24 protein-coding genes and 1 pseudogene are annotated in these 23,884 nt (G+C 30.5%); 1 reads left to right on the top strand and 24 read right to left on the bottom strand.

The features are described 5' to 3' along the window. Positions 1 to 40: 40 nt before the first annotated feature. The 10 genes and pseudogenes from BHW04_RS03125 to BHW04_RS03080 form a co-directional block, all read right to left on the bottom strand. Positions 41 to 835: a phosphatidate cytidylyltransferase gene (locus tag BHW04_RS03125; protein WP_022212337.1), complete on the bottom strand. Its 795-nt coding sequence runs from the start codon at positions 833 to 835 to the stop codon at positions 41 to 43. Positions 836 to 850: 15 nt separating this feature from the next. Next, complete coding sequence (locus tag BHW04_RS03120; RefSeq protein WP_022212336.1) at positions 851 to 1,609, bottom strand: isoprenyl transferase; 759 nt, start codon at positions 1,607 to 1,609, stop codon at positions 851 to 853. 53 nt (positions 1,610 to 1,662) lie between these two features. After that, complete coding sequence (gene frr / locus BHW04_RS03115) at positions 1,663 to 2,220, bottom strand: ribosome recycling factor (protein ID WP_022212335.1); 558 nt, start codon at positions 2,218 to 2,220, stop codon at positions 1,663 to 1,665. A gap of 9 nt (positions 2,221 to 2,229) precedes the next feature. Next, on the bottom strand, positions 2,230 to 2,943 hold the full coding sequence (gene pyrH / locus BHW04_RS03110; protein WP_022212334.1) for a UMP kinase: 714 nt from the start codon (positions 2,941 to 2,943) through the stop codon (positions 2,230 to 2,232). 71 nt (positions 2,944 to 3,014) lie between these two features. Beyond that, positions 3,015 to 3,929, bottom strand: coding sequence for a translation elongation factor Ts (tsf, locus tag BHW04_RS03105; RefSeq protein WP_302698839.1), 915 nt, complete (start codon positions 3,927 to 3,929; stop codon positions 3,015 to 3,017). Positions 3,930 to 4,020: 91 nt separating this feature from the next. Next, a pseudogene (rpsB, locus tag BHW04_RS03100) lies at positions 4,021 to 4,675 on the bottom strand (30S ribosomal protein S2). 259 nt (positions 4,676 to 4,934) lie between these two features. Next, complete coding sequence (codY, locus tag BHW04_RS03095; RefSeq protein ID WP_022212331.1) at positions 4,935 to 5,711, bottom strand: GTP-sensing pleiotropic transcriptional regulator CodY; 777 nt, start codon at positions 5,709 to 5,711, stop codon at positions 4,935 to 4,937. 123 nt (positions 5,712 to 5,834) lie between these two features. Continuing rightward, entirely contained in the window at positions 5,835 to 7,919 is a 2,085-nt protein-coding gene (topA, locus tag BHW04_RS03090; protein ID WP_022212330.1) for a type I DNA topoisomerase, read from the bottom strand. Between the two features lie 48 nt (positions 7,920 to 7,967). Beyond that, complete coding sequence (gene dprA / locus BHW04_RS03085) at positions 7,968 to 9,023, bottom strand: DNA-processing protein DprA (protein WP_302698837.1); 1,056 nt, start codon at positions 9,021 to 9,023, stop codon at positions 7,968 to 7,970. Positions 9,024 to 9,031: 8 nt separating this feature from the next. Next, positions 9,032 to 10,552 carry a YifB family Mg chelatase-like AAA ATPase gene (locus BHW04_RS03080; protein WP_302698836.1) on the bottom strand — a complete coding sequence of 507 codons (1,521 nt, stop codon included), beginning with the start codon at positions 10,550 to 10,552 and terminating at the stop codon, positions 9,032 to 9,034. A 109-nt stretch (positions 10,553 to 10,661) separates the two neighbouring features. On the opposite strand from BHW04_RS03080, the gene BHW04_RS03075 reads away from it, so the two are divergent. Then, positions 10,662 to 11,030 carry a YraN family protein gene (locus BHW04_RS03075; RefSeq protein WP_022212327.1) on the top strand — a complete coding sequence of 123 codons (369 nt, stop codon included), beginning with the start codon at positions 10,662 to 10,664 and terminating at the stop codon, positions 11,028 to 11,030. On the opposite strand, the gene BHW04_RS03070 is transcribed toward BHW04_RS03075, so the two are convergent. The 14 genes from BHW04_RS03070 to acpP all read right to left on the bottom strand — a co-directional run bounded on the left by BHW04_RS03070 (position 11,027) and on the right by acpP (position 23,876). Continuing rightward, the gene (locus BHW04_RS03070) at positions 11,027 to 11,845 is read right to left on the bottom strand and encodes a ribonuclease HII (protein ID WP_022212326.1); all 819 of its coding nucleotides are present in this window, start codon (positions 11,843 to 11,845) and stop codon (positions 11,027 to 11,029) included. The two genes, BHW04_RS03075 and BHW04_RS03070, sit on opposite strands and share 4 nt — an antisense overlap. Before the next feature lies 1 nt (position 11,846). Then, complete coding sequence (ylqF, locus tag BHW04_RS03065; protein ID WP_022212325.1) at positions 11,847 to 12,734, bottom strand: ribosome biogenesis GTPase YlqF; 888 nt, start codon at positions 12,732 to 12,734, stop codon at positions 11,847 to 11,849. Positions 12,735 to 12,852: 118 nt separating this feature from the next. Continuing rightward, positions 12,853 to 13,203, bottom strand: a complete 351-nt coding sequence (gene rplS, locus BHW04_RS03060; protein WP_022212324.1) for a 50S ribosomal protein L19 — start codon at positions 13,201 to 13,203, stop codon at positions 12,853 to 12,855. 116 nt (positions 13,204 to 13,319) lie between these two features. Further along, positions 13,320 to 14,033 (bottom strand): tRNA (guanosine(37)-N1)-methyltransferase TrmD, encoded by a 714-nt coding sequence (gene trmD / locus BHW04_RS03055; RefSeq protein ID WP_022212323.1) that lies wholly within the window; start codon positions 14,031 to 14,033, stop codon positions 13,320 to 13,322. Further along, positions 14,023 to 14,520, bottom strand: a complete 498-nt coding sequence (rimM, locus tag BHW04_RS03050; RefSeq protein ID WP_022212322.1) for a ribosome maturation factor RimM — start codon at positions 14,518 to 14,520, stop codon at positions 14,023 to 14,025. The genes trmD and rimM overlap by 11 nt, the downstream gene beginning before the upstream one ends. A 105-nt stretch (positions 14,521 to 14,625) precedes the next feature. Beyond that, entirely contained in the window at positions 14,626 to 14,865 is a 240-nt protein-coding gene (locus BHW04_RS03045; RefSeq protein WP_186834925.1) for a KH domain-containing protein, read from the bottom strand. A 46-nt stretch (positions 14,866 to 14,911) separates the two neighbouring features. Further along, a complete protein-coding gene (rpsP, locus tag BHW04_RS03040; protein ID WP_022168056.1) occupies positions 14,912 to 15,157 on the bottom strand; it encodes a 30S ribosomal protein S16 in 246 nt (81 codons plus the stop codon). Positions 15,158 to 15,194: 37 nt separating this feature from the next. Further along, positions 15,195 to 16,547 carry a signal recognition particle protein gene (gene ffh / locus BHW04_RS03035; RefSeq protein WP_022212320.1) on the bottom strand — a complete coding sequence of 451 codons (1,353 nt, stop codon included), beginning with the start codon at positions 16,545 to 16,547 and terminating at the stop codon, positions 15,195 to 15,197. Positions 16,548 to 16,564: 17 nt separating this feature from the next. Further along, positions 16,565 to 16,894: a putative DNA-binding protein gene (locus BHW04_RS03030; RefSeq protein ID WP_022212319.1), complete on the bottom strand. Its 330-nt coding sequence runs from the start codon at positions 16,892 to 16,894 to the stop codon at positions 16,565 to 16,567. Between the two features lie 280 nt (positions 16,895 to 17,174). Beyond that, on the bottom strand, positions 17,175 to 18,092 hold the full coding sequence (gene ftsY, locus BHW04_RS03025; protein ID WP_302698833.1) for a signal recognition particle-docking protein FtsY: 918 nt from the start codon (positions 18,090 to 18,092) through the stop codon (positions 17,175 to 17,177). Positions 18,093 to 18,102: 10 nt separating this feature from the next. Then, the gene (smc, locus tag BHW04_RS03020; protein WP_302698832.1) at positions 18,103 to 21,660 is read right to left on the bottom strand and encodes a chromosome segregation protein SMC; all 3,558 of its coding nucleotides are present in this window, start codon (positions 21,658 to 21,660) and stop codon (positions 18,103 to 18,105) included. Positions 21,661 to 21,789: 129 nt separating this feature from the next. After that, the gene (locus BHW04_RS03015) at positions 21,790 to 22,821 is read right to left on the bottom strand and encodes an elongator complex protein 3 (protein WP_022212316.1); all 1,032 of its coding nucleotides are present in this window, start codon (positions 22,819 to 22,821) and stop codon (positions 21,790 to 21,792) included. After that, positions 22,814 to 23,509: a ribonuclease III gene (rnc, locus tag BHW04_RS03010; protein WP_302698830.1), complete on the bottom strand. Its 696-nt coding sequence runs from the start codon at positions 23,507 to 23,509 to the stop codon at positions 22,814 to 22,816. Before rnc ends, BHW04_RS03015 begins: the two co-directional genes overlap by 8 nt. Positions 23,510 to 23,645: 136 nt before the next feature. Then, a complete protein-coding gene (acpP, locus tag BHW04_RS03005; protein ID WP_022212314.1) occupies positions 23,646 to 23,876 on the bottom strand; it encodes an acyl carrier protein in 231 nt (76 codons plus the stop codon). Positions 23,877 to 23,884: the final 8 nt, after the last annotated feature.

Below are 23,884 nucleotides of genomic sequence, written 5' to 3'. Positions count from 1 at the left end.
TTTTCCCATGTAAAAAAGCAGTAGTAAACCTACTGCTTTCTTATATTCCCACAATAAATGTTAAATAGTAAAATACTACTACAGCGTTAAATAAAATAGAATCAAATCTATCTAAAATACCACCATGTCCAGGTATTAAATTACTATAATCCTTTATTCCTACATATCTTTTAATTGATGATGCAACTAAGTCACCAAATAATCCCATCATTCCACAAATAGCGCCAATCAAGAAGAAATGCATAACATTTATTCCTACTCCATATTTACTTATGACTATTCCATATATTCCACAACCTAATGTTGCACCTAATACTCCACCTATTAATCCTTCAACAGTCTTTTTAGGACTAACTTTTGGAGCAATCTTTCTCTTACCAAATGTTCTTCCTGAATAATAAGCCATTGTATCTCCTAGCCATGATCCTAAGAATATAAGCCAAACTAAAAAATTACCATTCGTCTTTTCACTAACTAATGGTATAAAACTAAATAGTATTGCCACATAAATAAATCCTAAAATTGATATTGCTACATCAATAAAAGAGTATTTTAAAGTAACTATTGGAATAATTAAAGCCAATACTGTTGCCAGTACTAGTACATGCATCATTATTTCAAAGTTATTATCAATAAGATAATACACTACCAATAATCCATATCCTATTACTGATATTACATTAATCTTTTTAGCTCTTAAAGCATTATAAAACTCATATAGCCCACAAATAGATAATGCAATTGTGAATATTTTTAGTGGTAATCCTCCTAATAATATAAATATTAATAATGGAGCTATGACTAAGGCTCCTATATACCTACTGTTTATATTCATCTTTTCACCTCTTATTTATACTCCTCCAAATCTTCTATCTCTATTTTGGTAGTCGTATATAGCTTTTTGTAAATCTAACTCTGTAAAATCTGGCCAGCAGACATTAGAATACCAAAATTCTGAATAAGCACATTGCCATAATAAGAAATTGCTCAATCTCTGCTCTCCTGAAGGTCTTATAATTAAATCAGGATCTGGTGAATCTTTTGTATATAGATAATTATTTACTAACTCATTATTAATATCTTCAATATTAATGTTATTATCCTTATATTCTTCAGCAATTAATCTTATTGCTCTTACTATCTCATCTCTACCACCATAATTAAAAGCAATATTTAGAATCAAGCCTTTATTATTTTTTGTAAGCTCAATAGCCTCTTTTATTTCTCTTTCACATTCCTTTGGTAACTTATCTATTTCACCTAAAACTCTTAAAACTACATCATTTTTATGAAGTTCTTTAACTTCTGATTTTAAGTATTGTACCAATAGCTTCATTAGAGCTGTTACTTCTTCCTCTGGACGTCTCCAATTCTCAGTAGAAAAAGCATATAAAGTTATATATTTAATTCCAATTCTATCGGCTTCTTTAATAACTTTTCTAATTGTTTCTACTCCAGCCTTGTGTCCCATTGTTCTTGGAAGATTTCTTTTCTTTGCCCATCTCCCATTGCCATCCATTATTATTGCAATATGTTCTGGAAGATTATCTTTATCTATCTTTAACTCTAAATCATTTCCATTTTTCTTAGGCTTAAATAAATTAATCATAATTTCCTCCAATTTTATGTTATATAGGAAAAAAACCTGCAAAGCAGGTTTTTTTATACTGACATAACTTCCTTTTCTTTAGCTGCTATTACTGTATCTATTTCTTTTACAAATTTATCTGTAACTTTTTGAACATTTTCTTCAGCTTTCTTTACTTCATCTTCAGAAATATGCCCATCTTTCTTTAAAGCCTTTATTTTTTCGTTAGCATCTCTTCTAATAGATCTTAATGCAACTTTAGCATCTTCTCCAGCTTTTTTTACATTTTTCACAATATTTTTTCTTGTTTCTTCTGTTAGTTCTGGAACTAATAATCTGATAATAGCACCATCATTTGAAGGGTTTATTCCTAAATCTGATTTTAATATTGCTTTTTCTATTTCTTTTAATAAAGATTTTTCCCATGGTGTTATTACTAACATTCTTGGTTCTGGTGCTGATACATTAGCAACTTGATTTAATGGACATTGGCTTCCATAATAATCTACTTGAATTCTATCAAGCATTGTTGGGTTTGCTCTACCAGCTTTCATAGTTGATAAATCTGAATGTAAAACTGAAATAGTTTTTTGCATCTTTTCTTCTGCTACTTTAATAACATCTTTAATCATATTAACCTCCTATTTTTTAGATACTATTGTACCAATATTTTCACCTAACATGGCTCTTTTAATATTTCCATCAGCTTCAATACCGAATACTAATATTGGAATATTATTATCCATGCATAAAGTTGTAGCTGTTGTATCCATAACTTGTAATCCTTGTTCAATCACTTCCATATATGTTAGTGTATCATATTTTTTTGCATCTGAAAACTTATTTGGATCTTTGTCATATACACCATCAACATTTTTAGCTAATAAAATTACATCAGCTTCAATTTCTGCTGCTCTTAATGCCGCTGCAGTATCAGTTGAGAAATATGGATTTCCTGAACCAGCTCCAAAAATTACAACTCTACCTTTTTCTAAATGTCTTACTGCCCTTCTTCTTATAAATGGTTCAGCAATTTCCTTCATTTCTATTGCAGTCTGAACTCTTGTTTTAACTCCTATACCTTCTAGAGCATCTTGAAGTGCTAAAGCATTAATACAAGTAGCTAACATTCCCATATGGTCAGCTGTAGTTCTGTCCATTCCTTCACTGCTTCTACCACGCCAGATATTTCCCCCTCCTACAACAAGACCAACTTCTATGTCCATATCAACTATCTCTTTAACTTCTTTAGCTATTCTACTAATAGTATCAAAATCAAATCCAAATCCATTTGTACCTGATAATGCTTCACCTGAAATCTTTAACATAACTCTTTTATAGGTACACTTTTCCATTCTAATTCCTCCTGCATTCCTCAATTTATATCTTTAAAAAAGAGAGAACACTAAAGTGTTCTCTCTTGGCATTATTGTAATCCCATAGTCTTAGCTACTTCAGCAGCAAAGTCTTCTTCAACCTTTTCGATTCCTTCTCCTCTTTCAAATCTAGAGTATCTAGTTACTGTTATTAGAGAACCAACTTCTTTAGATTTTTCTTGAAGATATTTAGTTATGCTCTTATCTCCATCTTTAACCCATGCTTGATCTAAAAGACAAACTTCTTTGTAGTATTTTTGAATTCTTCCATTTACCATTTTTTCAACGATATTTTCTGGTTTTCCTTCATTTAATGCTTGAACTCTGTAGATTTCTTTTTCTTTTTCTAATGATTCGCTATCTACTTCTTCTTTGCTTAAGAATAATGGGTTTGCAGCAGCAACTTGCATACAAACTTCTCTTGCAACTTCTTCTAATATTTCGCTTTCAGTGTCACAAGCAACTTCTACCATAACACCGATTCTTCCACCACCGTGGATGTAGCTAGCAACAGCTCCTTTTTCGATGTTGAATTTAGCAAATCTTCTTACAGTCATGTTTTCACCTAACTTAGCTATTAAAGCAGTTAAAGTTTCTTGAACTGTAGCTTCTCCATCGAATTTTTCAGCTAATAATTCTTCAACGTTTGCAGCTGAAGTGTTAGCTACCATTTCTGCAACTTTGTCAGCGAAAGAAACAAACTCTTCGTTAGCAGCAACGAAGTCAGTTTCACAGTTAACTTCTACCATACCAGCAGTTTTCTTATCAGCTGAAACGAAAGTTTTAACTATACCTTCAGCAGCAACTCTACCAGCTTTTTTAGCAGCAGCAGCTAATCCTTTTTCTCTTAAGTACTCAACAGCTTTTTCTATATCTCCTTCTGTTTGTACTAAAGCTTTTTTGCAGTCCATCATCCCTGCTCCAGTCATTTCTCTTAATTCTTTAACTGATTTTGCAGTTATCATAATCAATTCCTCCTTAAAACATTAAATGTAAACCATTTTTCTTAGGGTAAAAGGTAAATGAAGTTAACTTCACCTACCTTTTTTCAAAAAATTACTCAGCTAATTGTTCGCCTTGTCTTCCTTCTATTATACCATCAGCAAGTTTAGCAGTTATTAATTTAACAGCTCTAATAGTTTGTATCAACTATAGCTACAACTGGGATTCCTAATATTTTAGCTTCTGAAATAGCATTCTTTTCTTTTCTTGGGTCAACAACGAACATTGCTCCAATATTGTTAACGTCTAAGTTAGTTATACCACCAAGGTTTTTTTGTAATTTTTCCATTTCACCTTTTAATTTTATAACTTCTTTCTTAGGTAATACATCGAAAGTTCCATCTTGTTCCATAGTTTCTAAAGCTTCTAATCTAGCAATTCTAGTTTTGATAGTTTTGAAGTTTGTTAACATTCCACCTAACCATCTATTGTTTACAAAGTGCATGTTTGATCTTATAGCTTCTTCTTGAATAGCTTCTTGAGCTTGTTTCTTAGTTCCAACGAAAAGAATGTCTTTTCCTTCTAAAGATACTTCTCTTATGAAGTTGTAAGCTTCTTCTACTTTTTTAACTGTTTTTTGAAGATCTATTATATATATTCCGTTTCTTTCTGTAAATATATAAGGAGCCATTTTAGGGTTCCATCTTCTTGTTTGGTGACCAAAGTGTACACCAGCTTCTAATAATTGTTTCATTGATATTACTGACATTTTTCTACCTCCTGGTTTTTACCTCCACTACTCGCATTGCTAAAAAGCTACTTGTTAAAACAAGCACCGACTTTTTAACTACAATAGTGTGTGTATTTTGTTACCTCTGATAGTATATCACAGCTACATATTTGTGGCAACATCTTTTTAAATAAAAGTTTTCATTATATTTTATACTGTTTTTCTACTTAATATAACATTTTACATTTTTTCTTTTAAAAAAAATACAGTTGCTACTAAAGTCAACTGCATTTTAACATTATCTTATTTTCTTTAACTCATCTAATAATTTAGGATTTAATATCTTTATATGAGTTCCCTTCATTCCTAAAGATCTTGATTCAATTACTCCAGCACTTTCAAACTTTCTTAATGCATTTACAATAACACTTCTAGTTATTCCAACTTTATCTGCAATTTTAGACGCAACTAATAATCCTTCTGTGCCTCCTAATTCATTAAAGATATGTTCTACTGCTTCTAGCTCTGAATATGATAATGTACCTATTGCTAATTGAACCACTGCCTTACTTCTAGCTTCTTCTTCAATTTCATTTTGTTGTCCTCTTAATATTTCCATACCAACTACTGTTGCACTATATTCAGCGATTACTAAATCATCATCATTAAACTCTTCACCAAATCTAGCTAAAAGTAGAGCTCCTAATCTTTCTCTATTTCCTAGTATAGGGACTATTGTTGATATCTTTTCTTCCATAGGACATTCACCAGCATCTTTAAAAACACAAGTGCCTTTTGACTTTGAATTTGCTACTGTTTCAGTAACATCTAAAATTTTGTCATTATACTCAACTGGTAATCTATTATCTGATAAAACATATGTTTTCATTATATCACATTCAAAATCTTTACAAAACGTATGCCCTAAAACTCTACCATACTTTTCAAGTATATAAACATTACATGATAATACATCACTTAAAAGTGCACATATATCATCAAATGAGACTGGATCCGTTCCTTTTTTTTGAAGAATCTGATTCAATCTTCTAGTTTTACTTAATAACGATGACATTTAATCATCCTCCTCATCCACCACTATCTTACTTCTTTGATACTATCACATTCAAAAATCTATTTCAACATTTTTAATACATATTCGACATTTTGGATATGATTTTATGTCATCGACTTTTTACTAATTTTCTTTTTCTTCTACTATCTTTATGTTACCACAATCTGAATTAGAACATTGTGCATATTTACCTTTTGTTTTGCTATATTTCAATACCATGTAACTACCACATTCTTCACATTTATCTTTAACTGGCTCATTCCAACTTACAAAATCACACTCAGGATAATTAGAACATCCAAAGAACTTTTTACCTTTCTTACTTCTCTTTACAAGAACTTTTCCTCCACATTTAGGACAATCTACATCAAGCTCTTCAACTATGGGTTTTGCATTCTTACATTCTGGATATCCAGGACAAGCAAGAAAATCACCGTATCTTCCATGTTTAATCACCATCATTTTACCACATTTATCACATGGAATATCACTTACTTTATCTTCAATTACTACTTTAGATACTTCCTTTTCAGCTTTATCTATGGCAACTTTTAAAGGAGCAAAGAACTCTTCAACAACATTAGTCCAATATTCGCTACCTTCTTCAATATTATCTAATTTACCTTCCATAGCAGCTGTAAAATCAACATCAACTATTTGCTTAAAGTATTCAGAAAGAATATTATTTACTATAAATCCAAGCTCCGTTGCCATAAGATTTTTCTTTTCTCTTACTATATATTCTCTACTTAATAATGTAGAAATTGTTGGAACATAAGTACTTGGTCTTCCTATTCCCTTTTCTTCAAGTAGCTTTACAAATGATGCTTCAGTATATCTTGCTGGTGGTTGTGTAAAGTGTTGTTTCCCTTCTATGCTAGCAGGTTTTAATTCCTCACCCTCCTGTAATTCTGGTAAAACAACATCTTCTTCATCAGCTTCTGTTAAGTAATCATATATCTTCATAAATCCATCAAACTTTATTGTATTACCTGAAGCCTTAAATTTATAGCTTCCATTCATTATGTCTATGCTATTTGTACTTAATTCACATGAAGACATTTGGCTTGCTACAAATCTCTTCCATATTAATGAATACAATTTATATTGCTCTGGTGTCAAGCTAACTTTAGCTATTTCAGGAGTTATTTCTATATATGATGGTCTAATAGCTTCGTGGGCATCTTGTATATTCTTTTTGCTTTTATATACTCTAAGCTGCTCTGGCACATATTCATCACCATAATTATCCTTTATGAAATTTACGGCCTTTCCTTGAGCTTCCTCAGATATTCTTACAGAGTCTGTTCTCATGTAAGTTATAAGCCCTACAGTTCCATATCCCTTAACTTCTACACCTTCATATAATGCTTGTGCTATAGACATGGTTCTCTTAGTTATAAAATTTAATTTTTTAGAAGCATCTTGTTGTAGTGTACTAGTTGTAAATGGAGGTAATGGATTCTTCATCCTCTTCCCTTTCTTAACTGTCTTAACTACAAAGTTTCCTTGTTCTAAGTCATTAATAATCTTTTTAGCTTCTTCTTCATTTTTTATCTCAATTTTCTTTCCTTCATGCTGTGTAAGTCTAATAGGGAATTTCTTTCTTTCCTTCTTTAATGAACAATCAACAGTCCAGTATTCCTTAGGAATAAACGCTTTTATTTCTTCTTCTCTATCACATATAAGCTTTAAAGCAGCTGATTGCACTCTACCTGCACTTAATCCCCACTTTACATTTTTCCATAAAATTGGGCTTATTTCATAACCTACCAATCTATCTAAAATTCTTCTTGCCTGCTGTGCATCAACAAGATTTACATTTATCTTTCTAGCCTCTTTAATAGAAGCTTTAACAGCGGACTTGGTAATTTCATTAAATACTATTCTACAATTTTCCTCTTCTGATATTTTTAATATATATGCTAAATGCCAGGAAATTGCTTCCCCTTCACGATCAGGGTCCGTTGCCAGATATATCTTATCTGCTTTTTTAGCAGCTTTTCTTAATTTATCTATTAATTCACCTTTTCCCCTAATTGTTATATACTTTGGCGTAAAATTGTCTTCTATATCAACACCTAATTTACTCTTAGGTAAATCTCTTACATGTCCCATAGAAGCTTCGACTATGTAATTCTTGCCTAAATATTTACTGATAGTCTTTGCCTTTGCAGGTGATTCTACTATAACAAGATTTTGTCCCATATTTAATACTCCTAAAAAAATTACTAGGAGTTTGCACCCCCTTAAATCTTAACTTAACTTTGCATAATAATTGCCTGGAAGGCAAATAATTTCATTTTTATTTTGCATTTCAAATAATAACTCATATAAAGCTATCCTGTCAATATTTACACTTTCAAATATTTTATCAAAATGTATTGGTTCATTTTTTATAACTGTCATTATTAAATTTCTACTGTGGTTTTTTATTGTTTTTTCACTTTCTTTTTTAGTTACATTAAGAAAGGAATGTAAATCCTCTAAACCAGTAAAAATTCTCGCGCCATCTCTCAACAATTGATGACACCCCCTGCTTGTGTTACTAAAAATTGATCCTGGAATAGCCATCACATCTTTTCCTTGTTCTAAAGCTAAATTTGCTGTAATTAAAGAACCGCTTTTCACTGATGCTTCAACAACAATAACACCACTACTCAGGCCGCTAATTATCCTATTTCTACGTGGAAAATTATAAGGCATCGGCTGCACTCCCATAGGAAATTCTGAAATTAACAATCCATTATTATATATTTCCTCATAAAGCTTTTTATTACTTTTAGGATATATTATATCTAATCCACAACCTAGGACTCCAATGGTTTTCCCACCACTTATAAGCACTTCTTTATGAGCTGCCGTATCTATGCCATAAGCTACCCCACTTACTACTCCATAACCTACCCGACAAATTTCTCTTGCCAGATATTTTGTAACATCTAATCCATATATACTACTCTTTCTTGAACCTACAACAGCAATCATATTATCGTAAGCTAAAGAAAGCTTACCTTTATAAAACAATATATAAGGTGGATTATCTATATTTCTTAGTTTTTCTGGATAGTGTTTTTCTGTTATTTTTACAATTTCAATAGAATTGTCATTTAAAGCTTTTAGAAAATTCATTTCATCTTCATGTGAGTGCTCTTTAAATTTTACCTTATCTTTAAGGCTCATCATATCTGATTTAAGAATTTCATTAATATTATTATAAATATTTTCTTCATTATTATACATTTGTAATAATTTAAGCTTAATTTTATTGCTTATATTTGCTAATGCAAAGCGTATTTCATATTTATCCATATCTACCTCTATACGATTTCTCCAAAAATATTTTTTCTATACCCAAGGGCTTCAATTATATTATCTTCAGTTATCTTTTCCTCTTCTTGCAAATCTGCCATGGTTCTTGCTACCTTAATAATCTTTCCATAAGCTCTTAAAGAAATGCCATAACTCATATAACACTTTTCTAAAATTCTTCTTGCTTTGCTTGTAATACTACATAATCTATAGATATCCTTTCCAACTATTTCTGAATTATATCTATAGTCTGTATCCTTCAAGCGATAACTTGCTCTCTCTATTGCTGAAAGAATCCTTTCTTTCATTTTTTCTGAGGTATATTTTTCGTTGCCATTTAAAAGTTCCTCTGGTCGTACTCTTGGAATAAAGCATAATAAATCCATTCTATCTATTATTGCACTAGATAGCTTATTTATATATTTATGAATTTCCATTTCTGTACATTTGCATTTTTTTCCTTCAGTGCTCATCCAGTTTCCACAAGGACATGGATTACTAGCAGATATTAAAAGAAACTTACTTGGCAAGATAAACCTTTCATGTTGACGAGTTATGCTGATATAACCTTCTTCCATAGGCTTTCTCAACAGTTCTAAAATTTCTCTTTTATATTCTAAAATTTCATCTAAAAATAGTACTCCGTTATGGGCTAAAGTTATTTCTCCTAAGGTTAATTCTCTTCCTCCACCAATCAGTGCAGATTTTGTTATGGTATGATGAGGTGCTCTAAAAGGAATATCTAATGTTTCCATTTCCCTACTAAACCCTGCTATACTATATATTTTAGCAACTTCCATCTCTTCATTCTTAGTTAAAGGTGGTAGGATTGAAGTAATTGCATTTGCTAGCATGGTCTTACCTACACCTGGTGAACCAAACATATAGATATTGTGTCTACCAGCTGCAGCTATTTCCATTGCTCTCTTAGCTTCTAACTGACCTATAATTTCGCTATAATTTATTTTGCATTTACATACCTTTTCTTTATGTATATTTTCTTTATAAGGTAATAAATCATCATTAGTTATGTAAGTTATTACTTGCTTTAAATTATTAAATGGATAAAAATTTCCTTCTCCATTTTCAGCAATTTCTCTTAAGTTTTCTAAGGGGAAAATAAAATTTCTCTTTTCTTTATTAACACCTTCTAATATTATAGGTAGTGCACCTTTTATTCCTTTTAAATCACCACTTAAAGAAAGCTCACCAAATATTATAAAATCATCTAATTCTTTATATTTTATCTGTCCAGAAGCCATTAATATTCCTATGGCTATAGGCAGGTCTAAAAATGTACCTCTCTTTCTAACATCCGCCGGTGCTAGATTTATTATTATCCGTCCTAAAGGAAAAGTATATCCAGAATTAACAATTGCTGCCCGAACCCTTTCCCTTGCTTCTTTTACAGATGTTTCAGGAAGCCCTACCATATGAAATGATGGTATACCTCGCATTATATCCACTTCAACATTTATCAGCACTCCATCTAAGCCATGATTAGTAGCACTATATATATTTATTGACATATTCATCACCCATCTTGATTATTGACAAAGTTTTTATTATTAAACCTATGATTTTTTGTATAATCAAAAGTAATATGTTAATGATTATAAATACAGAGGTGATGTCTTTATGCATTATAATAAAACTATTGGAAAATATGGCGAGACTATTGCAGCAGATTATCTCATTAATAATGGGTATAAAATATTAGATAGAAATTTTCAAACTAGATATGGTGAAGTAGATATTATTGGTGTAAAAGATGACTTAATAATATTTTTCGAAGTAAAAAGCAGGTATACTAATTCTTTTGGTACTCCATTAGAATCAGTTACCTGCCACAAAAAAGGAAAGATAGTTTCAATTTCTTCATATTATATATATGTAAATAATTTATATGATTACAATATAAGATATGATGTTATAGAAATTATTTTTAATCATTTAAATGATACATATAAAATAAATCATTTAATAGATGCTTTTAGAACTTATTAACATCCTAGTATATTTTTTAAGAAAGACCTTCTATGTATTTCACATGGTCCATATTCTTTTATTGCTTCAATATGCTTGCTACTACCATAGCCTACATTACATTCAAAACCATAGCATGGATATTTCTCAGCGTATTCCTTCATTAAATTATCTCTGTACACCTTTGCCACAATTGAAGCCGCTGCTATAGATGCAGACTTAGTATCACCTTTGATAACAGCTTTATTATCTATTTCTAGACCCTTCACAGCATATCCATCTGATAATACCAACTCTGGTTTTATCTTTAAAGAATTACATGCTTCTAAGAAAATTTCATTATTGCATACACCTATGCCTTTGTCATCAATTTCTTTTGATGTCCTATAAGCAACCTTATAAGCAAGGGCTTTTTCTTTTATTACTATACTTAGTTCTTCACGTTTCTTTTCGCTTAATTTCTTTGAATCATTTAATTCAAGAATAAGAGCATCATCAAGAACATTTAAATCCAAGATTACTGCGCAAGAAACTATAGGCCCAGCAAGAGGTCCTCTTCCTACTTCATCTACTCCAGCTATAACATTATAATTTCCAAAAGATTTGTCAAAATCATACATAGCTCTTATACGTTTCTTTTCACTGTCAAACTTTTCTTTATCTTTAATTATTTTAGCACCTAAAGAAGATACATTTTTTCTTGTATCAGCCGTAAGTATTGATACAATTTTTTCATAGTCACTGCTATTATACAACTCTTTAAAGTCTATCTTGCTTATTTCCTCTTTTATTACTTTAAAACTTAATTTAGATATATCATCAGCTAATAGATTCATATTAAACTTCTCCTTCATTTTCTTCGTCTAATACATCATCTACTCTTTCTAAAGATATATTACCTATCTTTCCACCTCTAAATTCATCTAATAAAATAACAGCAATTCTATTGTAGTCTATATGTCCACCAGACATTAGACAACCTCTTTTTCTTGCTATTGAATCTAAAGTATCTAGTGGATCTTCAAAGACTCTTTCAATCTTATATCTTGCTATTAATTCATCTGCATAATACTTTTGAAGTCTTTCAACTAATTTATATGAAAGTTCTTCTGTGTCCATTATTTCATCTTTAATTGCTCCTGTAAAAGCTAAGTTCAATGCAGTTCTTTCATCTTCAAACTTTGGCCAAAGAACTCCTGGTGTATCTAACAATTCTATACCTAAAGGAGTCTTAATCCACTGTTTACTTTTAGTTACCCCTGGTCTGTCACCAGTTTTAGCTATATTATTCTTTGCCATCTTGTTAATGAAGGTAGACTTACCTACATTAGGTATCCCTACTACCATTACTCTTATTACTACGTTTACTAATCCTTTTGCCTTGTATCTTTCAAGCTTTTCTTTTAGTAATTCTTCAAGTGCTGGCTTTATTTGATTTAATCCTTTGCCCTTTAGACAATTAACTTCAATGGCTTTAACATTCTCCTTAGATAATTCTTTCATCCATTCTCTTGTAACACAATTTTCTGTTAAATCGCTCTTGTTTAATAATATAAGTCTTGGTTTATTTCCACAAAGCTTTTCTATATCGGGATTAGCAGAACTTCTTGGTATTCTGGCATCTCTAATTTCTATAATTGCTTCTACAAGTTTTAAATTTTCCTTAATTTCTCTTTGAGTCTTTCTCATATGACCTGGAAACCAGTTTATCGTTGTCGTAGCCACTACACTTCACCTCTTTTTTAATATATATTTATATTGTTAACAAATTTATGTATTTTAATTTACCATAAAACAAAAGGGACTTATAACTAAGTCCCTTAATATCTTTATTAACTTATAATTATCTAGTTAATAATTCCTTAACTTTAGCAGCCTTACCTACTCTATCTCTTAAGTAGAATAACTTAGCTCTTCTTACTTTACCTCTTCTTGTTATTTCCATCTTTTCGATGATTGGAGAGTTAACTGGGAAAGTTCTTTCAACTCCAACTCCGTAAGCTAATCTTCTTACTGTGAAAGTTTCTCTTAATCCACCGTTTTGTCTCTTAATAACAGTTCCCTCGAACATTTGTATTCTTTCTCTGTTACCTTCTTTGATTTTAACGTGTAACTTAACTGTATCTCCAATTCTGAAGTTTGGTAAGTCATTTCTCATTTGTTCTGCTTCAATAGCTCTTAATATTTCGTTCATAGTGCATTCCCTCCTAATTGATAATTGACGTTCTTAACAAATTTTGTTCTTGACAGCGGAACGCCCGTACTAGCACGAAACTTATTCTAACATAATTAAAATTATATTTCAAGCAATTATTTTTTTAATTTTAAAATCTTTTTATCTTCTTTTGTTAGCTCAACTTTTTCATAAAGATCAGGCCTTCTTTCCTTAGTAATCAAAAGAGATTGAAGTCTTCTCCACTTCCTTATATTTTCATGATGACCTGAAATTAATACATCAGGTATCCTTTCTCCTTCAAAAACTTCTGGTCTGGTATATTGAGGATATTCTAAAAGGCCATCTGAAAAAGATTCGTCTTCATGACTTTCAGATTTATTTAAAACACCAGGTACAAGCCTTACAATAGAATCAATAACAGGAATTGCTGCCACTTCTCCTCCTGTAAGTACAAAGTCTCCTAGTGAAATCTGCATATCCACTTCTTTAAAAGCTCTTTCATCAATACCTTCATAATGCCCACATAAGAAAATAAGATTTTCTTCTTGAGATAGCTCCTTCGCAAGAGACTGATTCATAGTTTTTCCTTTAGGTCCAAGAAAAATTACTTTTCCCTTATTTTCCTTCTTACATGCTCTTATGGCATCAACCACCGGCTGAGCTTGCATAACCATTCCAGCTCCGCCTCCATAAGGGTAATCATCAACTTTTTTATGTTTATTATTAGTATAATCTCTTATATTCACAGCTTCTATATCAATAATGCCCTTACCTTGTGCCTTGCCTATTATACTATGATTAAATATGTCAAACATTTCTGGAAAGAGAGTCAATATATTAATCTTCATCCATCCATTCTCCTACTGGTCTTATGATAATTTTTCTTTCATCTATATTGATATCTGTAACTATAGATTTTAATACTGGTATTAAAAGTTCCTTAGGCTTTCTTATCCAGTATACATCATTGTTCTTAGTTTGAATAACATCATAAATTTGTCCTAATTCTTTTCCTTCTATATCAAAAACTGTACATTCTCTTAAGTCTGCAATGAAATAGCAGTCCTCTTCTAATTCTACTGCATCTTCTCTATGTATTTCCATAAATTTATTTTTTAGTCTTTCAGCCTCTTCTATTCTATCAATACCTTCTAACTTTACTATTACTCTGTCTTTTTGGAACTTACAGCCTTCAACAGCTATATTTTTTCCATCTATAATAACATATTCTAAATCCTTAAATCTTTTAGGATTATCAGTTAATGCTATAACCTTTACTTCTCCCTTTAATCCATGAGTGTTAGCAATCTTTCCAACCTTCAATAATTGACTCATCTCTTCACCTCGTATGTATATTTATTACTATATTATTTATATCAAACTTTTATATAAAAATCAAAAAATAATTATTTAAATAAAGCAAAAAAGAGCTAGGAAATCCTAGCTCTTGTCATCTAATATTTCAACGACTATTTTTTTATCTACATTTAGTGACGCTGCCTTGACAACAGTTCTAATAGCTTTTGCTACTTTTCCCTGCTTGCCTATGACTTTGCCCATATCTTCTGGAGCAACCCTTAATTCAAGAACTACTGATTGCTCACCCTGAACCTCATTTACATGAACTTCACTAGGGTTATCCACTAAGGATTTAGCAATTACTTGTACTAACTCTTTCATAAGGTTTATAGCTAATAAAATCAGCTATAAATTCACCTCCAAAAAATTATTTGTTGATACCTACTGTGTTGAATAATCTCTTAACTACATCTGTAGGTTGAGCTCCGTTAGCTATCCACTTTGTAGCTTTTTCTTCGTTGATTTTTATTTCAGCTGGTTGAGCAACTGGGTTGTAGTATCCGATTTCTTCGATGAATCTACCATCTCTTGGAGATCTTGAATCAGCAACAACAACTCTGTAGAAAGGAGCTTTCTTAGCACCCATTCTTCTTAATCTTATTTTAACTGCCATTATTATTTCACCTCCCTTAAAGTATACTATTTATTTCTTAAAAAGGTAACTTTCCAAATAATCCTTTTTTACCAGGTTTTTTGGTTAATGATTTAAACTGTTTCATTTGTTTTCTCATCATATCATGACCTTTTATAAGCTTATTAACTGCTTGAAGCGATGTTCCTGAACCCTGGGCAATTCTCTTCTTTCTGGTAGAAGATCCAACAATAAGTTTTGGATTTTTTCTTTCTTTTGCTGTCATTGATTGAATTATTGCTTTAACTTTAGCTAACTCTTTTTCTCCTGCAGCAAAATCAATATCCTTCATTTCCTTAGGCATTCCAGGTATCATTTCCATAATCTTATTTAATGGTCCGAGTTTTTTCATTTGTTCAAGTGCTGTTAGATAATCATCATATGTAAAATCATTTTCTAACATCTTTTGACTTAACTCAGTAGCTTCTTTTTCATCTATGGCTTCCTGTGCCTTTTCTATTAAAGAAAGAACATCTCCCATACCAAGTATTCTTGAAGCCATTCTATCTGGATGAAAGACTTCAAAGTCATTCATCTTTTCTCCAACTCCAATAAACTTAATTGGCTTTTGGATTATTTCTCTTATTGAAAGTGCAGCTCCACCTCTTGTATCACCATCAAGCTTTGTTAAAACAACTCCACTTATATCTAATGCTTCATTAAAAGTTTCTGCTACATTTACAGCATCTTGTCCTGTCATTGAGTCAACTACTAGTAGAATTTCATTTGGATCTACGGCAACTTTCACATCTTTAAGCTCAGTCATTAATTCTTCATCAATATGAAGACGTCCTGCTGTATCTATTATTACAACGTTCAAGCTATTTTCTCTAGCATATTTAATACCTTCTTTAGCTATTTCCACTGGGCTTACTTTATCACCCATTTGAAAAACTGGAACGTCTATTTGCTTACCTACAATTTCTAATTGCTTAATAGCTGCTGGTCTATATATATCACATGCAACTAATAATGGTCTTTTATTATAATTCTTTCTAAGTTGAAGTGCCAGCTTACCAGTCATTGTAGTTTTTCCAGCCCCTTGTAAACCAGCCATCATAATAACTGTTGGCCCTACACCACTGAAGTCAATTTCGCTTTTGCTTCCACCCATAAGAGTTGTAAGTTCATCATTTACTATTTTAATAACTTGTTGAGCTGGTGTCAGACTTTCTAACACTTCACTACCAACACATTTTTCACTAACATTTTTAACAAACTTTTTAACTACTTTAAAGTTTACGTCAGCTTCTAATAGCGCAAGCTTTACCTCTCTCATGGCTTCCTTTATATCTTTTTCACCAAGCTTCCCTTTACCTCTAAGCTTCTTAAATGTTTCCTGTAGCTTCTCGCCTAAACCTTCAAAAGCCATGTTTAAACCCTCCTAGTCTATAAATTAAATAAGATATCCTTGTATTCTTCTAAATCATTTTCCTCTATAGAATACTTATTTTTCATATCATTTAACAAAGATTCAATCACTGATTCTCTTTCTAATGATTTTTTAAGCAAATTTAATTTATCTTCATAGGATAGAATTTGTTTATAACATCTTTTTATAAGGTCATGTATTGCTTGACGACTAGTATTATTTAGCTCTGCTATTTCAGCAAGAGATAAATCATCGTTATAATAAAGTTCCATGATATTCTTTTGTTTTTCTGTTAATAATGGACTGTATATATCCATCAGTAAAGAAATCTCAACTCTATCTTCCATCTGCAATCACCTTACCTACCTCTGAAATTTTATCAAAGAAAATCACCTGTGTCAAGTATTTTCACTTAACACTTTGTATTTTTTTGTTGAATACGTTAAAACCGCATAAATAAAGGTGTTAAAGCACATTTTCTTTCTCTACGAGATAAAAATTTTCTTAATCTAATAAAATAAATATATAATAAACTTCACCATTCATCAATATTTTTTTGCTTATTGACAATTATAACTTTGAAGAAACTCATAAGAGTTTCCTCTAAAATTTACAATTCATAATTAATTAGAATAATGCTTCAACAAAGCTTTCTGCATCAAATTCTTGTAAATCTTCTATTCCTTCTCCAACACCTATATATCTTACAGGCATTTTTAGTGTATTCTTGATAGATATTACTATACCACCTTTAGCTGTACCATCAAGTTTAGTAAGAATTATACCATCTATTGGACACACATCTGAAAATTGCTTTGCTTGCATTACGGCATTTTGACCTGTAGTTGCATCAAGAACTAATAGTGTTTCTTTTTTAGCATCACTAAGTTCTCTATCAATTATTCTATTTATCTTACCTAACTCATCCATAAGATTCTTTTTATTATGAAGTCTTCCTGCAGTATCACAAATTAATAAATCTACATTTCTTGACTTTGAAGCATTTATTGCATCAAAAACTACCGCTGCTGGATCAGAACCTTCTTCATGTTTTACAATATCTACATTGGCTCTTTCACTCCATACTACTAGCTGATCTATTGCCCCTGCTCTAAAAGTGTCAGCAGCTGCTAATAATACCTTCTTTCCTTCAGCTTTATTTTTTGCAGCAAGCTTTCCTATGCTAGTAGTCTTTCCTACACCATTTACGCCTATTACAAGCATTACTTCTTTTTTACTAACAAATGTCTCTTCTTTCTCATTATCATTTTCAGTCATAATTTCAAGAATTACTTCCTTCAATGCTGGTCTTACTAGTTCCACATCATTGATTTTTTCTTTTCTAATTTTATCTTTTAATCTATCAATAATCTCCACAGTAGTATCCATGCCGATATCAGCCATTATTAATATTTCTTCTAATTCTTCATATAGATCTTCATCAATTGTTATAGCTAGTTTTAATGTTTCATTAATCTTATCTGTTAAAACATTTTTTGTTTTAGTTAATCCATTTTTTAAGTTATTAAATAATTTTCCAAACATAATTATCCTCCTACTCTTTATCTAAATCTACTGATACCACTTTAGATACACCTTTTTCTTCCATTGTGACACCATACATAACATCGCCAGCTTCCATTGTTCCCTTTCTATGTGTTATAACAATAAACTGAACATTTTTTGAGAACTTCTTTAAAAACTCTGCATATCTATATACATTAGCATCATCCAATGCTGCTTCTATTTCATCTAAGATACAAAATGGTGTTGGTTTCATCTTTAATATGGCAAATAATAAAGCTATTGCTGAAAGAACCTTTTCACCTCCAGACATTAAGTTTATATTTTGCAACTTCTTACCTGCTGGCTGAACATTTATGATTATATTAGATTTTAATACATCCCCATCTTCTAAAGTAAGTTCTGCAGTTCCACCATTAAATAGTTCCTTAAAAGTCTCTTCAAAGTTTTCATTTAAAATCTTAAAGTTTTCCTCAAATAACTCTCTCATTTTAATGGTCATTTCATCTATCACAGATTGTAATTCTTCTTTGGCTTTCTCTAAATCCTCTTCTTGTGTGGACATAAATTGATATTTTTCACAAACTTCATCATATTCCATAATAGATGATAAATTTACAATTCCCAGTGCTGCTATTTTATTCTTTAATTTATAGACCGTATCCTTTACAGAGTTTATATTGTCTATCTTTACAGCAATATCTTCTGCTTCAGCAAGTGTAATCTCTAATTCAGAGTTAAGCTTATTTAATAATGCTTCCTGCTCACTTTCTATTTTAGCATTTTGAATAGCTTTCTTATTCATTTCGTTTTCATGAACTTTTATCTCATCAATAAATAAATTGTATTCTGTTTGTTTAGATTTTTGCTTTTCCTTTAAATCTATTCTTTTTACTTCATCTTCTTTAAATACATTTTCCAATTCTGATAATCTTTCACTCAGATTATCTATTGTATGTTTTTTATTTTCAATTCCTTCTTCAAGAATAGCAATATTCTCTAAATTAGATTTTATTTCCTCATCTAAAATTAAAATTTTCTCTTTAGTTTCTTCGATTTCTAAATTTTTATCATAAAGTTCTCTCTTATCACCTTCAAGACTTTCATCTAGAGCCGCTTTTAATACTCTTATATCTGTATAAGAACTTCTGATATTTTCTAGCCTAACTCTCCTATTTTCCAGTTCCTTATCTAAACTTTTAATTTTTTCTTGCCCTTCTTTATTTCTATTCTCTAAGGTATTTAATTCATTAGTTTTAACTTCCAATCTATCATTTAACACTTTAAAACCTTCAGTAAATCTCTCCAATTCTTCATTGCTAAACTTAATAGATTTTTTTACCTTATCCACCTCATTGATTAGAATTTTTACATCTCCATCTAGCACTGTTAAATCAATATTTTTTTGATGAATTTCTTCTCTCTTATTTAATATTTCTTCATCTATATTCTTAATTTTCTTCTTAATTTCTTCAAATACTGTCTTTTCTGATTTTAAATCATTTTTTTGCTTTTCTAAGAAAAGAGCTAATTCATCTATTTCTCTCTTTCTTCCCAAAAGATTACTATTCTTTCCTTGGATACTCCCTCCAGTAAGTGCTCCACCAGGATTTATAACTTCCCCTGATAATGTAACAATTTTATAATTATGCTGTCCCATCTTTGAAATAGCTAAAGCAGCATCCATATCCTTAGAAATAAGTGTTCTTCCTAACGAGTAATCCATTATATCTTTATATTTTTCATCAAAAGTTATTAAATCAGAAGCAATTCCTAAATATCCATCATAATTTCTCACATTATTAGGAAGTGTAATTCTTCTACCTTTAATAATATTTAACGGAAGAAATGTAGCTCTTCCTAATCCCCTTGTCTTTAAAAATCCTATAAGTTTTTTAGCATCATCTTCGTTTTTTGTAATAACATTCGATATGGCAGCTCCTAAAGCAACTTCAATGGCTATCTCATATTGTTGTTCCACCTTAAAACTTTCACCAACAACATTTATTTCATTGATACCATTTATTCTACCAGCATTAACATGCTCCATTAAATTCTTAACAGTTCTATTATATCCCTCATAATGCTTTTCTAAATTATTTAAAATATTATGTCTAGCTTCTGTTTCATTTATCTTTTTTGTTAATAAATTAATTTTCTTTTCTTGTCCACTTAAATTATGATATTCATGAGATATTGCTTTTTTTAAGCTTATCCCCTCTTCTTGTAATTTCTTAATATTTTCTCTTGTTTCTTTAATATTTTCCTCTAACTCTTTAATAGTTCCTTTATTTACAGATAAATTACGTTCAAAATTTGCAATATTAGCTTTAATATTTCTTTGTTTTTCTTCATTATTTTCTAAATCTTTTCTTAAAGAAACAATTGAGTTATTCAAATTAGAATTTCTTGAAATATTATTAATTTCTTCACTTTTTAATCCAGAAATTTCCATTTCAAAATTTCTTATTTCATTATTAATTTCATTTATAGAACTATCTATCTCATTTAATTCATTTAATTTATTATTTTTTTCTTCTTCTTTAGATGAAAGCTTCTTTTCTAACTCTTCTTTTGCAGACTCTAAATCTGTAACCTTTATCTTTAAAGTATTAATTTCTTCTTCAACCTTCAGGATCATATTTTTGAAATTTTGCACTCTTTCATTAAAAAGACTTACCTCTTTTTCATTTTGGTTTACTTCTTCTCTACCTTTATAATACTCATCTTTTTCCTTTGCATTTTTTTCTTCTAAAGATTCAATTTCTTTTGCTAAAGAAATTAAATTTTCCTTAAATCTATCTAGAATTTCTCTTTTAGCACTTATTTCTTTTTCTTTTTCTTCTAATTGATTTGATACTTGCTCATAATCTTTTTTTATCTGTTCAATATTATGGACAAGTAGAGATACTTCCTTAACTCTTAGCTCTTCTGCCAATTCTCTATACTCTAAAGCTTTTTCCTTTTCCATTCTTAATGGCTCAAGTCTTTCCTCATAAGTAGCAATAATATCTCTTATTCTTACAAGATTATTATCAGTATTATCTAATCTTTTTTCTGCCTCTTCTTTTCTAGACTTATACTTAACTATTCCAGCCGCCTCTTCTAAAAGTGCTCTTCTATCTTCAGCTTTTCCACTTAAAATGGCATCTATTTTTCCCTGTCCAATTATTGAATAGCCTTCCTTACCTATACCTGTATCCATAAAAAGCTCAGTAATATCTTTTAATCTACACTTTTGATTATTAATTAAATACTCTGTTTCTCCAGACCTAAATATTCTTCTTGTTACTGTAACTTCATTATAATCAGTTTGTAGAGTACCATCAGAATTATCTAAAGTAATAGAAACCTGTGCAAGGCCTAGAGGCTTTCTAAATTGAGTTCCTGCAAAAATTACATCCTCCATTTTCCCCCCTCTAAGGCTCTTAACACTTTGTTCTCCTAGCACCCATCTTACTGAGTCAGATATATTACTTTTACCACTACCATTAGGACCAACTACAGCAGTTACGCCTTTTTTAAATTCCAGCTCTGTTTTATCTGCAAAAGACTTAAACCCACGCACTTCCAACGACTTTAAAAACATGACTTCACCCCTTTTTTACTACATAAGTACTGGAATCAATCCTAAAATAAAAGAAATTAACATAAATACAGATATAGCATATATCATTTTTTCTCTTGTCTTCTTTTTCATTTATATATCACTCCATATTTAGATTTTAAATTCTTCAACCTTTTCTATAACCGTTACTCTAACTCTGCCCCTCTTTATCTTATCAACTGTCTTCACATATACTTTACCATGTCTATTTTCTTTAAATTTATTAAAATATTGCTTTTTGTTGCAATATAATTTGCTAACATCTTTTGAATTTATCTCAATTATTATGTCACTTTTCTCATTAATCTTTTTCTTTATATTTTCACAAATTAATGATCCTTCAACTAGCTCTCTAAAAGCTGGATGGAATGGTCCTGCTACTACATCTTTTCCTTCAGCTATGGTATCGGTTGGCTGAAGTCCTATTCTGATAACCTTAACCTTAGCTTCATTATATAGCTTCAACATTTCTCTTGAAACTTTCACAGCCATTTCAAGTGAATAAGGCTTATACTCACCTCTATTGTACATTATCTCCATAGGAGTATCCTTAATGACTAATGCCGGATAAATTCTTGCTATATCTGGCTTCATTTCTATGGATTTTTTAATAGTTACTAAATCAATTTCTTTTGTATCTCCCGGAAGTCCAGGCATTATCTGATGTCCTAAGGTAAATCCTTCTTCCTTTATAAGTCTGGATGCATTTTCAACATCATTAACACTATGACCTCTTCCTGCTAATCTTAAAACATTATCATCTAATGATTGTACTCCTAATTCTATTATATCAACTTTAAACTCTTTTAAATAGTTTAATATGTACCCATTAATTGCATCTGGTCTTGTAGATAACCTTATCTTATGAATAAATCCCTTATCTTTATATTCTCTTGCTACAGCTAAAAGTTCCTTTTGTTTTGCTACTGGAATCGCTGTAAAAGTTCCTCCAAAAAATGATACTTCTATTATAGAATTCTTAGTATCCATAGTATCTAAATAACTATTTATTTTTTCTCTTACATCATTTGCTGTTACTTCATCATAAACACCTGCAATTCTGTCTTGATTACAAAATACACATTGATGTGGACATCCTTGATGTGAGATAAATATCGGTATTATATAATAATTCTTACTCATTGTTCTTCTCCATTTGTTTCAATGCTATTTTAGCTGCATCCTGTTCTGACTCTTTTTTACTGTAACCTTCACCGCTTGATATTTCCTTATTATCTATAATAAGCTTTGTATAGAATTTTCTTCTATGGGGTGGCCCTTCAAATTTAATTAACTCATAAACTATAGATATTTCCCCATTCTTTTGAAGGTATTCTTGCAACCTAGTTTTATAATCTAAAATTATATCATTATTAATAGCCTTTTCTATTATAGTTTTAAATGCACCTATAATATAATCCTTAGCATATTCCAAACCTTTATCTAAATATATTGCCGCTATTAAAGCCTCAACAGCATCTGCTATTAAAGACACTCTTTCACGACCTCCTGTAAGCTCTTCACCTTTACTCATTCTTAAGTGATTTCCTAAATCTAAAGATTTTCCTATTTCATATAAAGAGTTTTCACAAACGATTAAACTTCTAATTTTTGTAAGCTGTCCTTCACTTTTATCTTTAAAGTTTAAGAATAGATACTCCGTAATGGTAAGCTGAAGTATTGAATCTCCTAAAAACTCAAATCGTTCATTGTACTCTTCTTCCCTATGCTGATTTGCATATGAAGAATGAGTTAATGCTATTACTAATAATTTAGGTTCATTAAATTTTATTCCAATAATCTTTTGAACCTCTTCTATATATTCTTTCATTTCAACAACTCCTCCAAGTTTATTCTTCAACTTGCTTCCGTTATAAACAAATTCAAGAATAAACTATACTTAGCCTCATTTTTTCGTAATTTATTTAAATATATCATAAAATCCCGCAAATACTGCGGGATTTTATTTATTCCTCAACATGTGCCTTAATAAATTTAACTACATCACCAACAGTAACGAACTTTTCCGCTTCATCATCTGGTATTTCCATATCAAGTTCATCTTCTAAAGCCATTATCAGCTCAACTATATCTAATGAATCTGCATTTAAATCATCAATAAATGCTGATTCCATAGTAATTTCATTTTCATTTATGCTTAATTTATCTGCTATTAAAGCTTTTACCTTTTCAAACATAACTTCAC

This window comes from Clostridium sp. 29_15 (assembly GCF_001916075.1).
In the GTDB taxonomy this organism is placed as follows: domain Bacteria; phylum Bacillota; class Clostridia; order Clostridiales; family Clostridiaceae; genus Clostridium; species Clostridium lentum.
This window is presented reverse-complemented; position numbering and strand designations above follow the sequence as displayed.